Genomic DNA, 12703 nt, shown 5'->3' with positions numbered 1-12703 from the left:
CGCCCGGTTACATTCCGAACCCGGAAGCTAAGCCTTTCAGCGCCGATGGTACTGCAGGGGGGACCCTGTGGGAGAGTAGGACGCCGCCGAACAATCTTTCAAAGGACCCTTGGTCCAGCGTTCAACGCTGGACCAAGGGTCTTTTTTTGTTTACACATCTTTACGCCGAAGCGCGGCCATGGGTTGGTTGCGCGAGAATGACTAGCGGTACCCCGAAGACAGGAGTCACACCCATGTCCAACTCTCCCGACGATCGTCCGGAGCGCGAGCCTCGGCGCAACGACGGCGGTGACAGGGGCGGCTACCGCGGGGGCCGTGACGACCGTGGTGGCGACCGTCCTCCGTTCCGTCGTGACGACCGTGGTGACCGTGGTGGTCGCCCGGCCGGCGCTGGTGGCGGTTTCCGTCGCGATGACCGCGGTGGCGACCGTCCCTCCGGTGGTGGCGGCGGTTTCCGTCGTGACGACCGCGGTGGCGACCGTCCCTCCGGTGGTGGCGGCGGTTTCCGTCGTGACGACCGCGGTGGCGACCGTCCGTCCTTCCCGCGTCGTGACGACGACCGTGGCGGTCGTCCCTCCAGCGGTGGCGCCGGCGGCGGTTTCCGTCGTGACGACCGCGGTGGGGACCGTCCGTCCTTCCCGCGTCGCGACGACCGGGGCGGGGACCGTCCCAGCTACCCGCGTCGTGATGACCGTGGTGACCGTCCCTCGGGTGGTGGCGGCGGTTTCCGTCGTGACGACCGTGGTGGCGACCGTCCGTCCTTCCCGCGCCGTGACGACCGCGGTGGGGACCGTCCGTCGTACCCGCGTCGTGACGACGACCGTGGCGGTCGTCCCTCCAGCGGTGGCGCCGGCGGCGGTTTCCGTCGTGACGACCGCGGTGGGGACCGTCCGTCGTACCCGCGTCGTGATGACCGCGGCGACCGTCCTTCCGGTGGTGGCGGCGGTTTCCGTCGTGACGACCGCGGTGGCGACCGTCCGTCGTACCCGCGCCGTGACGACGACCGCGGCGGTCGTCCCTCCGGCGGCGGCGACCGTCCGTCCTACCCCCGTCGTGATGACGACCGCGGTGGGTTCCGCGGTGGCCGTGACGACCGTGGTGGGGACCGTCCGTCCTTCCCGCGTCGCGATGACCGTGGCGACCGTCCCTCTGGTGGTGGCGGCGGTTTCCGCCGTGACGACCGTGGCGGGGACCGTCCGTCCTTCCCGCGCCGTGATGACCGCGGCGACCGTCCCTCTGGTGGTGGCGGCGGTTTCCGTCGTGACGACCGCGGTGGCGACCGTCCGTCGTACCCGCGCCGTGATGACGACCGCGGTGGGTTCCGCGGTGGCCGTGACGACCGTGGTGGGGACCGTCCCTCCTTCCCGCGCCGTGACGACCGGGGCGGGGACCGTCCCAGCTACCCGCGCCGCGACGACCGTGGCGAGCGTCCTTCGGGCGGTGGCGCCGGCGGCGGTTTCCGTCGTGACGACCGCGGTGGGGACCGTCCGTCCTTCCCGCGTCGCGATGACCGTGGCGACCGTCCCTCTGGTGGTGGCGGCGGTTTCCGTCGTGACGACCGCGGTGGCGACCGTCCGTCCTACCCGCGCCGTGACGACCGGGGCGGGGACCGTCCCAGCTACCCGCGCCGCGACGACGACCGCGGGGGCTTCCGCGGCGGTCGCGACGACCGTGGCGGCGACCGCCCGTCGTACCCGCGTCGCGACGACCGCGGGGACCGCGGAGGTTTCCGCGACGACCGCCGCGACGACCGCGGCGGCTACCGTGGTCGCGATGACCGCGGCGGCGACCGCGACTTCCGCTCGGACCGCGACCCGGTCAAGCGGCTCCCGATCGACGAGGACGTCACCGGCTTCGAGATCGACGCCGACGTGCGCCAGGAGCTCCTGAGCCTGCCCAAGGGCCTGGCCGAGGAGGTCTCCAAGAACCTGGTCATGGTCGCGCGGCTGATCGACGACGAGCCGGAGCAGGCGTACGCGTATGCGCGCATCGCCCTGCGTCTGGCCTCCCGCGTCGCCGCCGTCCGCGAGGCCGCCGGCTTCGCCGCGTACGCCACGCAGAAGTACAGCGAGGCGCTCGCGGAGTTCCGCGCCGCCAAGCGCATGACCGGCTCCGTCGAGCTGTGGCCCGTCATGGCCGACTGCGAGCGCGGCCTCGGCCGTCCGGAGCGGGCGCTGGCCATGGCCGGCGAGCCCGAGGTGCAGAAGCTGGACAAGGCCGGCCAGGTCGAGATGCGTCTGGTCGCCGCGGGTGCCCGCCGCGACCAGGGGCAGCTCGAAGCCGCGATCGTCACTCTGCAGAGCCCGGAGCTGGCCTCCAGCTCCGTCCAGCCCTGGACCGCGCGCCTGCGGTACGCCTACGCCGACGCCCTGCTGGCGGCCGGTCGTGAAGACGAGGCGCGCGAGTGGTTCGGCAAGACCCTCGAGGCGGACAAGGACGGGGCGACGGACGCCTCCGACCGTCTCGCCGAGATCGACGGCGTCGAGTTCGTCGACGCCTCGGCCCACGACGTCGACGACGAGATCGACGACGACATCGACGACGTGGACGACGACGGGGACGACGACCAGGACCCCGCCGAGGTCGCCGCCGCCGAGCGGGCCGGGGACGGCGCCGAGTACTACGACGAGGACGACGAGGAGTACGAGCCGCGCGAGCCGTCCGCGGCCGACTCCGGTGACCGCGGCGACGACGCGTTCGACGTCACCGACGAGATCGTCGTGGTCGAGGACGAGGACGAGCGGGACTCGGGCCGCGACAAGGCCTGAGGCGTGATCTGAGAAGGGCGGTACCCCGGTCGGGGGTACCGCCCTTCGGCATGTCCGGGGGCTGCGGACGCGTCAGGCCAGGCCGCGCAGGACCAGGCCCGAGGCCGGCTTGGGGCCGAACGACGTGGACTTGCGGGGCATGGTCACGCCCTGGCGCGCCAGGTCCCGGACGACGTCCTCCCGTACCGGGTGCATGAGGACCGCGGTGCCGTTGTGGCGTTCGGCCATGGCCACCGTGGACGGGGTGTCGTGGATGTACGTGATGTGGTCCGGGGTGTCCGGAACGTTCCACAGGGCGTCCAGGAGGGTCGCGTGCAGGACGGTGGCGTCCAGTCGGCGCCACGCCTCCGGCCGGTCGCGCCGGACCGTGCGCTCCAGGAGGGCCTGGTCGGGGTCGGTCACCAGGTGGAAGCGGCCGTCGCCGGTCAGGAGGAAGGCGTTGCCGCGCTCGGCGGCGTCCGTCAGGGCTTCCAGGGCCAGGGCGAGGGGCCCGTCGACCGTACGGACCCGGAAGTGGCCGTCGAGCGCCGCGAGGGCGTCCGCGACCGGCAGGCGGCGCAGCATCCGGTGGATGGCGCGGACCTGGAGGGGGTAGCGGGCGGTGTCCACGAGGAGGACCAGGCCGAAGTCCCACGGCGTGGAGGAGCCGTGCTCCTCCTGGAGGCGCAGGTAGGTCGCCCAGCGGTGGTGGCCGTCGGCGATCAGGGCCTGCCGGCGGCTCAGGTCGCCGGTCACGGCGGCCAGCTCGTCCGGGTCGGTGACCGCCCACAGGCGGTGCTGGAAGCCGTCCTCGGTGGTGGTCGACAGGAGGGGCGCGCGGGCCGCCGTCCGTTCGACGACCGCCGCGGCGCCCGCGGCGGGCTCGTCGCCCCGGTAGGTGAGCAGGAGCGGTTCGAGGTTCGCGGAGGTGGCCCGCATCAGGCCGGCCCGGTCGGTGACCACGTCCGGCATGACGTCCTCGTGCGGGAGGACGATGCCCGCGTCGGCGGCGGACAGGGCCAGGGCTCCGATGATTCCGCGCTGGAGCAGGCCCGCCCTGCGCTGTTCGTACACGTAGAGCGCCGGCTCCGGGTCGGCGCTGAGGACGCCCTCGGCGAGCCAGTCGTGCAGGGTGCGCGCGGCCTGTTCGTTGCGGGCGGCCGGGGTGTCGGCCTGCGGCAGGATCAGGCGCACGATGTTGTGCGGATCGGCGGATTCGAGGTGATCGACTCCGTCCGGGCGCACGACCACGTCGTACGGCGGCGAGGTGACGGCGGCCAGGCTGCCGACCCGCTCCGGAACGTAGCGCAGGCCGTGGAACGGGATCAGACGCAGCCCGTGGTCAGCGGTGCCATGTGTGGTCATTGGTGCATGGTAAACGCGTCTCGATATGCGGAATGATCGGGGGTAACTGAATGTCACATGATCGAATATTTGAGGAGCGGACAGGATGACCCGGCTGAGCAGGACCAGTCCCGCGGCGAGCGAGCGGAGTCTGCACCAGGCGTACGACACGGCCCTGCTCGATCTCGACGGTGTGGTGTACGCGGGCGGCGAGGCCATCGCCCACGCCGTGGAGTCGCTCGCCGCGGCCCGGGCCGACGGGATGCACCTGGCGTACGTGACGAACAACGCGCTGCGGACCCCGGACGCCGTCGCGGAGCACCTCGGCGAGCTGGGCATCCCGACCGAGGCGGACGAGGTGATCACCTCGGCGCAGGCGGTGGCCCGGCTGATCTCGGATCAGGTGGAGGCCGGCGCGAAGGTGCTGGTGATCGGCGGTGAGGGGCTGCGGGTCGCCCTGCGCGAACGCGGGCTGGTGCCCGTGGACTCGGCCGACGAGGAGGGCCTGGCGGCGGTGGTCCAGGGGTACGGGGGACCGGGGCTGGAGTGGGCGCGGTTCGCGGAGGCCTCATACGCGATCAACCGCGGGGTGCCGTGGTTCGCGTCGAACACCGACCTGACGATTCCCGGAGCGCGCGGGATCGGCCCGGGCAACGGGGCCGCGGTGGAGGTCGTACGGATCGCCACGGGCGCGGAGCCGCAGGTGGCCGGGAAGCCGCTGCCCCCGATGCACCGCGAGACCGTGCTGCGGACCGGGGCGGAGCGGCCGCTGGTGGTCGGGGACCGGCTGGACACCGACATCGAGGGCGCGTTCAACGGTGAGGTGGACTCGCTGCTGGTGCTGACCGGGGTGACCGACGCGGCGCAGCTGGTGCGGGCCGAGCCCCGGCACCGGCCGACGTACGTGGACCGGGACCTGCGCGGCCTGCTGACGGGGCAGCCCGAGGTGACGCGGGACGGCGCGGCCTGGCACTGCGGTGCCTGGGTCTGCGCGGCCGACGGCGGTGAACTGGACCTGCGGCCGGCCCCGTCGGCGGAAGGGTCCGACGCCCCGGAGGGGGACCCGATCGACGGACTGCGGGCCCTGTGCGCGGCGGCCTGGACCGCGGCCGGGGACGGCGTCTGCGAGCTGGATGCGCGCAACGCGCTGGCCAGGCTGGGTCTCTGAGCCGCCCGCATGAGACGTACGGATGAACCGTACGGGGTAGAGGGTAGGCTAACCTAACTTGGGTGTTGGTCGAGAGCCCCCCAGAATCCGAACGGGCCACGGCGAGCGGGCATCCCGCCGCCGTGGCCCGCCCGCGCCACGCCGTGCGCGCCGCCGGTCTGCTCGCCGCCCTCGCGGTGCTGGCGCTGACCGCGCTGGTGAGCATCGCCGTCGGCGCCAAGCAGATGCCCCTCGACGAGGTGTGGCACGGCCTCTTCCACTACGCGGGGACGCCGTCCGACGTGGTGGTGCGCGACCTGCGCGTCCCGCGCACCCTCCTCGGCGTGCTCGTCGGGCTCGGACTCGGGCTCTCCGGGGCGGTGATGCAGGCGCTGACCCGCAACCCGCTGGCCGAGCCCGGCATCCTGGGCGTCAACGCGGGCGCCGCGGCCGCCGTGGTCTCCGCGATCAGCTTCTTCGGCGCGAGCTCCCTCGGCGAGTTCGTGTGGTGGGCCTTCCTCGGCGCCGCCGTCGTGTCGGTCGTCGTGTACGTGCTCGGCGGCAGCCGCAGTGCGACGCCGGTGCGCCTTGCGCTGGCGGGCACCGCGGCCAGCGCGGCCCTCGTCGGCTACATCAACGCCGTGCAGCTGATGGACAGCAACGCCCTGGACAAGCTGCGCTTCTGGACGGTCGGCTCGCTGGCCTCGGCCACCATGGACACCGTCCACCAGGTCGCCCCCTTCCTGCTGGCGGGAGCCGCGCTCGCGCTGACGCTGGGCCGGCCGCTCAACGCGATGGCCCTGGGCGACGACACGGCCCGCGCGCTCGGCGCCCGTCTGACGCGGACCCGGATCGCGGCGATGGCCGCCGTCACCCTGCTGTGCGGGGCGGCGACGGCCGCCTGCGGCCCCATCGTCTTCATCGGGCTGATGATCCCGCACCTCGTACGCAGCTTCACCGGGCCGGACATGCGCTGGGTGCTCGCGTACTCGGCCGTCCTGTCGCCCGTGCTGCTGCTCGGCGCCGACGTCGTCGGCCGCGTCGTCACCCGGCCCGCGGAGCTCCAGGTCGGAATCGTGACCGCGCTCATCGGCGGCCCCGTCTTCATCCACCTGGTCCGGCGCAAGAGGATGGCCCAGCTGTGACGACCGCGAACTCCGAGGCGGACCGGGCCGTACGGTCCGCGGGACCGGGCCGGTCCTCCGGCGGGCCCAGCCCGCTGCGCCTGCCGGGCGGGCTGTCGCTGCGGGTCGAGCGGCGGGCCGTGGCCGTCGGTGCGTCGCTCACCGTCCTGGCCTTCGCCCTGGCGGTGCTGCTCATCGGCACCGGCGACTTCCCGATCGCGCCGTGGGACGTCCTGCGGACCGTGCTGGGCGACGGCACCGCGGCCGACGACTTCATCGTCAACGACCTGCGGATGCCCCGGGTGCTGGTCGCGCTGCTCGTCGGCGCCGCGCTCGGGATGTCCGGGGCCGTCTTCCAGTCCGTCTCCCGCAACCCGCTCGGCTCGCCCGACCTGCTCGGCTTCGGCTACGGCTCGGCCGTCGGCGCGCTCGCCGTCATCATCCTGTTCAAGGGCAGCGCCGGGGAGGTGGCCGCCGGGGCACTGGCGGGCGGTGTGCTGGCCGGAGTCGCCGTCTACCTGCTGGCGTACAAGAAGGGCGTCCACGGCTACCGGCTGGTGCTGGTCGGCATCGGGGCCTCCGCCGTGCTCCTGGCGGTCATCCAGTACCTGATCACCAAGGCCCAGCTGGTCGAGGCGGGACGGGCGATGGTCTGGCTGACCGGTTCGCTGGCCGGCCGGGACTGGGCGCAGGTGTGGCCGCTGCTCGGCCTCTGCGCGGTGCTGTTCCCCCTGGTCCTCGTCCAGGGCCGGGCCCTGCGGCTGATGGAGATGGGCGACGACGCCGCGTACGCCCTGGGCGTACGGGTGGAGCGGACGCGGCTGCTGCTGATGCTGTCGGCGATCCTGCTCACCACGGCGGCGAGCGCGGCGGCCGGGCCGATCAGCTTCGTGGCGCTGGCCGCCCCGCAGCTGGTCCGGCGGCTCACCCGCTCGCCCGGGGGGAACCTGCTGACGGCCGCGCTGATGGGCGCGGTGCTGCTGCTGGGCTCCGACCTGGCCTCGCAGCGGGTCTTCGGCTCCGACCAGCTGCCGGTGGGCGTGGTGACCGGGCTGGTCGGCGGCGTCTACCTGCTCTGGCTGCTCGTCACGGAGCGCAGGGCGGGACGCATATGACTTCGACGTACCGGAACCAGAGGAGTGGGCGAGTGCAGCGGCTGACCGCGGAGAACGTGACCCTCGGCTACGACCAGCGGGTCATCGCCGAGAACCTGTCGGTGGAGATCCCCGACCACTCCTTCACGGTGATCGTCGGCCCCAACGCCTGCGGCAAGTCGACGCTCCTGCGCGCCCTGTCGCGGATGCTGAGGCCGTCCGCCGGCCGGGTGCTGCTGGACGGTCAGGCCATCGGGTCGCTGCCGGCGAAGAAGGTCGCCAAGACCCTCGGCCTGCTGCCGCAGTCCTCGATCGCGCCGGACGGGATCACCGTGGCCGACCTGGTCTCGCGCGGCCGGTACCCGCACCAGGGGCTGCTGCGGCAGTGGTCGCCCGAGGACGAGCGCATCGTGAACGAGTCGATGGCCTCGACCGGGGTCGCCGAACTCGCCGACCGGGCGGTGGACGAGTTGTCGGGCGGGCAGCGCCAGCGCGTGTGGATCGCGATGGCGCTGGCCCAGCAGACCCCGCTGCTGCTGCTCGACGAGCCGACGACCTACCTGGACATCCAGCACCAGCTCGACGTGCTGGACCTGTGCGCCGAACTGCACGAGAACCAGGGGCGCACGCTGGTCGCCGTCCTGCACGACCTCAACCACGCCGCCCGGTACGCCACGCACCTGATCGCCCTGCGCGCCGGGAAGGTCGTCGCGCAGGGCCCGCCGGGCGAGGTGGTCACCGCGGAGCTGGTGGAGGAGGTCTTCGGACTGCGCTGCCAGGTCATCGACGACCCGCAGACGGGGACGCCGCTGGTGGTGCCGGCGGGGCGCGGGGCCCGGACGAAGGCCGCGTCGGCCGTCTGACGGTCGACGTCGGCGTCGGCGTCGGCGTCGGTCAGAGCATGCTCTTGAGGCGGAGCAGGTCGCGGATGCCGGCCTCCAGTTTGATCCGGCCGGAGGCCCAGGCCTTGGCGAACCCCAGCTCGCCGGCGACCAGCGCGACCAGGTCGTCGCCGGTCATCGCCAGCCGGATCTCGGCCTTGGCGGCCGGCGGGCCCGGGGAGACCGCGTCCACCCTGATCCGGCCGCCGTCGAGGCGGCCGGTGAAGGTGCGGTCCAGGTCCGTGACGTGGCAGCTCAGGGAGCGGTCGAGCGCGGCCGCGCCGCGCACGCCGCCCCCGGCTCGGGCCAGGTTGCCGGAGAGTTGGTCGAGTGCGGCTCGGCACTCCTCGATCGTAGCCATCGTGATCACGACGGTACCGCAGAGCCGTACGTGGTCGCGGAGCGCTTCGGGGTAGCGTCGTGGCATGACCGACGAACCGGCCGAGGCCGCCGACCCCGCCGCCGGCACCGCGGAGCCCTCCGGGCCCCCCGGCCCCGCGGCCCTGGGCGTCGTACGCACCCCCACCGGCCACGCCGGGGTGGACGCGGAGCTGGCGCGGCTGGCGGAGGCGGACCACCTCGGCGCCGACGGACACGTCGCGGTGTACGAGGATGTGCACAGGGGGCTGCGCGAGGCGCTGACGGCGCTGGACGCACCGCCCGTCCCCGGACCGAACGAAAACAGGAGCTGAACCGAACGTGGCAGGAGTGGCACGCCGCCGCCTGGACGCCGAACTGGTACGCCGCAGCATGGCCCGCTCGCGCGAGCACGCCGCGCAGTTGATCGCCGCCGGCCGGGTGACCGTGGGCGGCGCCACCGCCACCAAGGCCGCCACCCAGGTCGAGACCAGCGCGGCCCTCGTGGTCCGCAAGGACGACAGCGACCCCGACTACGTCTCCCGCGGCGGCCACAAGCTCGCGGGGGCGCTGGCGGTCTTCGGGCCCCGGGGGCTGCGGGTGGAGGGCCGGCGGGCACTGGACGCGGGCGCCTCCACCGGCGGGTTCACCGACGTGCTGCTGCGGGCGGGCGTGGCCCGCGTCGTGGCCGTCGACGTCGGCTACGGGCAGCTCGCCTGGTCGCTGCAGAGCGACGACCGGGTCACCGTGAAGGACCGCACGAACGTGCGCGAGCTGACGGTCGAGCAGATCGACGGCGTCCCGGCGGACCTCGTCGTCGGCGACCTGTCCTTCATCTCGATCGGCCTGGTCCTCCCGGCCCTGGTGCGGTGCACCGCACCGGACGCCGACCTGGTGCTGATGGTCAAGCCGCAGTTCGAGGTCGGCAAGGACCGCCTCGGCAGCGGAGGTGTGGTGCGCAGCCCGGAGCTGCGCGCCGAGGCCGTACGGGACGTCGCGGCGCAGGCCGGGAAGCTGGGGCTGGGCGTGCTCGGGGTGACCGCGAGTCCGCTGCCCGGGCCCTCGGGCAACGTCGAGTACTTTCTGTGGCTGCGGGCGGGGGCACCGGCCCTCGACCCGGCGGATGTCGACCGGGCAGTGGCGGAGGGGCCGCAGTGACAGATTCTTCAGCTTCAGGGGTGGGGCGGACCGTCTTCCTGCTCGCGCACACGGGGCGGCCGGCGGCCATCCGCAGCGCCGAGCTGGTCGTACAGGGTCTGCTGCGGAGCGGACTGGGGGTGCGGGTCCTGACCGACGAGGCGGTCGACCTGCCGCTGCCGGCCGAGGTGGAGCTGGTGGCCGAGTGCACCCCCGAGATGCTGGCGGGCTGCGAGCTGCTGATCGTGCTCGGCGGCGACGGGACGCTGCTGCGCGGTGCGGAGTTCGCACGCGGTTCCGGCGTGCCGATGCTGGGCGTCAACCTCGGCCGGGTGGGGTTCCTCGCCGAGGCCGAGCGGGACGACCTGGACAAGGTCGTGGACCGGGTGGTGTCGCGCGAGTACGAGGTCGAGGAGCGGATGACCCTCGATGTGACCGTGCGCACCAACGGCGACGTGGTCCACCAGGACTGGGCGCTGAACGAGGCCGCGGTCCAGAAGGTGTCCCCGGAGCGGATGCTGGAGGTGGTCCTGGAGATCGACGGGCGGCCGGTGTCCGGCTTCGGCTGTGACGGGATCGTCTGCGCCACGCCGACCGGTTCGACGGCGTACGCCTTCTCCGCGGGCGGGCCGGTGGTCTGGCCGGAGGTGGAGGCGCTGCTGATGGTGCCCATCAGTGCGCACGCGCTGTTCGCGAAGCCGCTGGTGACCTCGCCGGACTCGGTGCTGGCGGTCGAGGTGCAGCACGGGACCCCGCACGGGGTGCTGTGGTGCGACGGCCGGCGGATGCTGGAGTTGCCGGCCGGGGCGCGCGTGGAGGTCCGCCGGGGCACGGTCCCCGTCCGGCTGGCGCGGCTGCACCACGCCTCGTTCACGGACCGGCTCGTCGCGAAGTTCGCGCTGCCGGTGTCGGGTTGGCGCGGGGCACCCCACTGAGGCTTCCCGCCGCCCCGCTAATAGCACGTCCGTTCGGAGAACTCGGGGCGGGTGACGTCACATGGCACCAGTGAAACCTCGGTATCGTCGTCCCGTGCTTGAGGAGATGCGGATACGGTCGCTCGGGGTCATCGACGACGCGGTGGTCGAGCTGTCGCCCGGATTCACCGCGGTGACCGGCGAGACCGGCGCGGGCAAGACGATGGTCGTCACCAGCCTCGGGCTGCTGCTCGGCGGTCGCGCCGACCCGGCCCTGGTGCGGATCGGGGCCAAGGCGGCGGTGGTCGAGGGCCGCATCGTCATGAGCCCGGACGCCCCTGCGGCCCTGCGGGCCGAGGAGGCCGGCGCCGAGTTGGACGACGGCGCCCTGCTGATCAGCCGGACGGTGTCGGCGGAGGGCCGCTCGCGCGCCCACGTCGGCGGTCGCTCCGTGCCCGTCGGACTGCTCGCCGAGCTCGCGGACGACCTGGTCGCCGTGCACGGTCAGACCGACCAGCAGGGGCTGCTGCGGCCCGCCCGCCAGCGGCAGGCGCTCGACCGGTACGCCGGGGACGCCGTCGCCGTGCCCCTGGAGAAGTACGCGGCTGCCTACCGGCGGCTGCGCGCCGTCGCCGCCGAGCTGGACACCCTCACCACCCGGGCCCGCGAGCGCGCCCAGGAGGCGGACCTGCTCCGCTTCGGGCTGGAGGAGATCGCGGCCGTGGAGCCGCTGCCGGGCGAGGACGCGGAGCTGTCGGCCGAGGCGGAGCGGCTGGGGCACGCCGAGTCGCTGGCCTCCGCGGCCCAGGTGGCGCACGCGGCCCTCGCGGGGAACCCCGAGGACCCGGAGGCCGTCGACGCCAACACGCTCGTCGCGGGCGCCCACCGGGCCCTGGAGTCCGTACGCTCGCACGACCCGGCGCTCGGCGCGCTCGCCGAGCGGATCGCGGAGCTGGGCATCCTGCTGGCCGACGTGGCCGGGGAGCTCGCCGGCTACGCCGACGACCTGGACGCCGACCCGCTGCGGCTGGCCGCGGTGGAGGAGCGGCGGGCGGCCCTGACCCAGCTCACGCGCAAGTACGGCGATCCGGTGGAATCCGTACTGGAGTGGGCCGAGCAGGGGTCGGCGCGGCTGCTGGAGCTGGACGGCGACGACGAGCGGATCGCGGAACTGACCGCCGAGCGGGACGGACTGCGCTCCGAACTGTCCCTGCTCGCACAGGCGTTGACGGATGCCAGGGTCGAGGCCGCCACGCTCTTCGCCTCCGCCGTGACGGAGGAGCTGGCCTCGCTGGCGATGCCGCACGCCCGGGTGACGATCGACATCCGGCAGACCGAGGACCCCGAGGGCGTGGAGGTCGACGGCCGGACCGTCGCCTACGGCCCGTCCGGCGCGGACGAGGTCGAGCTGCTGCTGGCCCCGCACCCCGGGGCCCAGCCGCGGCCGATCGCCAAGGGCGCCTCGGGCGGCGAGCTCTCCCGGGTGATGCTGGCCGTGGAGGTCGTCTTCGCCGGCTCCGACCCGGTGCCCACGTACCTCTTCGACGAGGTCGACGCGGGCGTCGGCGGCAAGGCCGCGGTCGAGGTGGGCCGGCGGCTGGCCAAGCTCGCCAAGTCCGCCCAGGTCGTGGTCGTCACCCACCTCCCGCAGGTGGCCGCCTTCGCGGACCGGCAGCTGCTGGTGGAGAAGACCCACGACGGCTCCGTGACGCGCAGCGGCGTCACCGTCCTGGAGGGCGAGGCCCGCATCCGCGAGCTGTCGCGGATGCTGGCCGGCCAGGAGGACTCGGTCTCCGCGCGGGCGCACGCCGAGGAACTGCTCGCGGCGGCGCGCGCGGACGCCTAGGTCCTGTCGTCAAAGGAGCGCCGGTCAGGCCCGCGGTGTCCGGCGCCGTGCATCGCAAGGCGGAGGGGCGCCCCCGAGAATGAGCTCCTAAGGCGGCCCCCCCAACACCCGC

General features: G+C 73.8%; 11 protein-coding genes, 1 rRNA gene and 1 pseudogene. 11 read left to right on the top strand and 2 right to left on the bottom strand.

Annotation, left to right across the window (positions count from 1 at the left end):
* From rrf to ACFWU6_RS32745, 3 genes and pseudogenes are all read left to right on the top strand, one after another.
* Nucleotides 1–92, top strand: a 5S ribosomal RNA gene (gene rrf, locus ACFWU6_RS32755); the annotation flags it as partial.
* A 225-nt stretch (nt 93–317) separates the two neighbouring features.
* Nucleotides 318–1298, top strand: a pseudogene (locus tag ACFWU6_RS32750) (tetratricopeptide repeat protein); the annotation flags it as partial.
* A gap of 573 nt (nt 1299–1871) precedes the next feature.
* Nucleotides 1872–2768, top strand: a complete 897-nt coding sequence (locus ACFWU6_RS32745; RefSeq protein ID WP_383812463.1) for a hypothetical protein — start codon at nt 1872–1874, stop codon at nt 2766–2768.
* Nucleotides 2769–2840: 72 nt separating this feature from the next.
* Here ACFWU6_RS32745 and ACFWU6_RS32740 read toward each other — a convergent pair whose 3' ends face one another.
* Nucleotides 2841–4112, bottom strand: a complete 1272-nt coding sequence (locus ACFWU6_RS32740) for a DUF1015 domain-containing protein (protein ID WP_383812445.1) — start codon at nt 4110–4112, stop codon at nt 2841–2843.
* 85 nt (nt 4113–4197) lie between these two features.
* On the opposite strand from ACFWU6_RS32740, the gene ACFWU6_RS32735 reads away from it, so the two are divergent.
* From ACFWU6_RS32735 to ACFWU6_RS32720, 4 genes are all read left to right on the top strand, one after another.
* Nucleotides 4198–5259 carry an HAD hydrolase-like protein gene (locus tag ACFWU6_RS32735; RefSeq protein WP_383984984.1) on the top strand — a complete coding sequence of 354 codons (1062 nt, stop codon included), beginning with the start codon at nt 4198–4200 and terminating at the stop codon, nt 5257–5259.
* A 62-nt stretch (nt 5260–5321) separates the two neighbouring features.
* Complete coding sequence (locus ACFWU6_RS32730; protein ID WP_383812449.1) at nt 5322–6383, top strand: FecCD family ABC transporter permease; 1062 nt, start codon at nt 5322–5324, stop codon at nt 6381–6383.
* Entirely contained in the window at nt 6380–7477 is a 1098-nt protein-coding gene (locus ACFWU6_RS32725) for a FecCD family ABC transporter permease (protein ID WP_383812451.1), read from the top strand. The genes ACFWU6_RS32730 and ACFWU6_RS32725 overlap by 4 nt, the downstream gene beginning before the upstream one ends.
* Nucleotides 7474–8319, top strand: coding sequence for an ABC transporter ATP-binding protein (locus tag ACFWU6_RS32720; protein ID WP_383812453.1), 846 nt, complete (start codon nt 7474–7476; stop codon nt 8317–8319). Before ACFWU6_RS32725 ends, ACFWU6_RS32720 begins: the two co-directional genes overlap by 4 nt.
* 31 nt (nt 8320–8350) lie before the next feature.
* On the opposite strand, the gene ACFWU6_RS32715 is transcribed toward ACFWU6_RS32720, so the two are convergent.
* Nucleotides 8351–8698 carry an SCP2 sterol-binding domain-containing protein gene (locus tag ACFWU6_RS32715; protein ID WP_383812455.1) on the bottom strand — a complete coding sequence of 116 codons (348 nt, stop codon included), beginning with the start codon at nt 8696–8698 and terminating at the stop codon, nt 8351–8353.
* Nucleotides 8699–8762: 64 nt separating this feature from the next.
* Here ACFWU6_RS32715 and ACFWU6_RS32710 point away from each other — a divergent pair, with 64 nt between their 5' ends.
* The 4 genes from ACFWU6_RS32710 (at nt 8763) to recN (ending at nt 12591) form a co-directional block, all read left to right on the top strand.
* On the top strand, nt 8763–9029 hold the full coding sequence (locus tag ACFWU6_RS32710; protein WP_383812457.1) for a hypothetical protein: 267 nt from the start codon (nt 8763–8765) through the stop codon (nt 9027–9029).
* 7 nt (nt 9030–9036) lie between these two features.
* Nucleotides 9037–9852 carry a TlyA family RNA methyltransferase gene (locus ACFWU6_RS32705; RefSeq protein ID WP_383812459.1) on the top strand — a complete coding sequence of 272 codons (816 nt, stop codon included), beginning with the start codon at nt 9037–9039 and terminating at the stop codon, nt 9850–9852.
* Entirely contained in the window at nt 9849–10766 is a 918-nt protein-coding gene (locus ACFWU6_RS32700; RefSeq protein ID WP_383812461.1) for an NAD kinase, read from the top strand. Before ACFWU6_RS32705 ends, ACFWU6_RS32700 begins: the two co-directional genes overlap by 4 nt.
* A 106-nt stretch (nt 10767–10872) precedes the next feature.
* Nucleotides 10873–12591, top strand: a complete 1719-nt coding sequence (gene recN, locus ACFWU6_RS32695; protein WP_383812465.1) for a DNA repair protein RecN — start codon at nt 10873–10875, stop codon at nt 12589–12591.
* Nucleotides 12592–12703: the final 112 nt, after the last annotated feature.

This window comes from Streptomyces sp. NPDC058674, from assembly GCF_042716505.1.
Classification (GTDB): domain Bacteria; phylum Actinomycetota; class Actinomycetes; order Streptomycetales; family Streptomycetaceae; genus Streptomyces.
Note: the sequence above shows the minus strand (reverse complement) of the source record. Positions and strands in the feature narration are given on the sequence as shown.

Excerpts from the sequence above, each read along its gene's own strand:
- ACFWU6_RS32740 (WP_383812445.1), bottom strand. The coding sequence starts at position 4,112 with ATGACCACACATGGCACCGCTGACCACGGGCTGCGTCTGATCCCGTTC.
- ACFWU6_RS32720 (WP_383812453.1), top strand. The coding sequence starts at position 7,474 with ATGACTTCGACGTACCGGAACCAGAGGAGTGGGCGAGTGCAGCGGCTG.
- ACFWU6_RS32735 (WP_383984984.1), top strand. The coding sequence starts at position 4,198 with ATGACCCGGCTGAGCAGGACCAGTCCCGCGGCGAGCGAGCGGAGTCTG.
- ACFWU6_RS32710 (WP_383812457.1), top strand. The coding sequence starts at position 8,763 with ATGACCGACGAACCGGCCGAGGCCGCCGACCCCGCCGCCGGCACCGCG.
- ACFWU6_RS32715 (WP_383812455.1), bottom strand. The coding sequence starts at position 8,698 with ATGGCTACGATCGAGGAGTGCCGAGCCGCACTCGACCAACTCTCCGGC.
- recN (WP_383812465.1), top strand. The coding sequence starts at position 10,873 with ATGCGGATACGGTCGCTCGGGGTCATCGACGACGCGGTGGTCGAGCTG.